This is a genomic window from Microbacterium sp. Bi128, assembly GCF_918698205.1.
This window is the reverse complement of record NZ_CAKKMM010001461.1, coordinates 1-1,236: the sequence shown is the minus strand read 5'-3', so window position 1 is coordinate 1,236 and position 1,236 is coordinate 1. Positions and strand designations below refer to the sequence as shown.

The 1,236-nt window shown below is 69.0% G+C and carries 2 protein-coding genes; both read right to left on the bottom strand.

Annotated elements, in window-relative coordinates; all coding sequences use genetic code 11:
* The coding region (locus LQV45_RS33695) for an MBL fold metallo-hydrolase (protein WP_230012147.1) at positions 1–691 on the bottom strand (691 nt) is incomplete at its 3' end.
* A partial coding sequence (locus LQV45_RS33690) for an alpha/beta hydrolase (protein ID WP_230012145.1) occupies positions 688–1,236 on the bottom strand: 549 nt, incomplete at its 5' end. The genes LQV45_RS33695 and LQV45_RS33690, both read right to left, overlap by 4 nt.

Genomic DNA, 1,236 nt, shown 5'->3' with positions numbered 1-1,236 from the left:
CGCCGTCAGCGCCCCGGTACGGGTGGCCCAGGTACAGGTGTTGCGGGCGGACGTCGTCGCGCAGGTACCGCAGACTTGAGCGGTAGGCGGCCGGATCCTCGTAGCCGGGGAAGCCGTTGGCCGCTCCGTGGATCTGCACGGCGTCGCCGACGAAGACCGACTGCTGCCCGTCCACGACGTAGGCGACGGACCCGGCCGTGTGGCCGGGGATGTGGTGGACCGAGACGGTGACGTCCCCGCCCAGGGCGAGGGTCTCGCCGCCCCTAACCAGCATGGTCGGCTCCATCTCGCCGGACATGACGTGGTTCGCGGCTTTCGTCTGCTCCTCGATGGCATTCGGATTGTCGATGTACTGCTGGCGCACGTCCACGTACTGGTCGACGTGCGCGCGCCGGGAGCGCAGCAGAGGCGCGTCGGCCTCGTGGATCACGACCTTCGCGCGCCGTCCGGTGAGCTCCCATAGGGCGTGCGCACCGCCGAGGTGGTCGATGTGGCCGTGGGTCAGCAGGATACAGCGCACGTCCTCGATCCGGCGGCCGATCGCCTCCAGTGCCGGGACCATGCCTTCGGCAGGCGAGGACGCGATCCCGGTGTCGACGATGGCGGGCTCGGGAGCGTCGATGAAGAAGCTGTAGAGTCCGAACCGGCCACACGGCGAGACCAGGGGATGAACAGCGACTGGCCCCGTCATTGCCCGGCCCCCGCGTTCAGGAAGTCGCCTGCTTCCTCGAAGGCCCGGTAGAACTCCGGGATCCAGGAAAAGTTCTGGACGAAGCCGTGGTTGGCCCCCGGGTAGCGGCTGACGGCCGCCACGACGCCGGCCTCCGCCAGTCGCTGGCCGTAAAGTTCGCCCTCATCGCGCAGGGGGTCGTGCTCGGCGGTGATGATGAGCGCCGCCGGCAGGCCTGTGAGGTCATCGCGCTTGATGGGGGAGACGAGCGGGTCCGCCGGGTCCGCCCCGCTCTCCAGGTAAAAGGAGTTGAACGGCTTGAGGCCCGCCGTCTCCAGCCCGAATCCTTCGGCGTTCTCCCGCAGCGAGGCGTAGCGGTCGACGTCGAAGTCCAGGTCCAGGGACGGGTAGAAGAGGACCTGATGCGTGATCCGGTCGAACCCGTCGTCGTGGGCCATCGCTGCGACGGCAGCGACGAAGTTGCCGCCCGAACTGTCGCCGGCGATGGCAAGGTTCTTGCCGTCCCAGCCCAGGCTCGTACCCTGCTCGGCGGCCCACCGGACCAC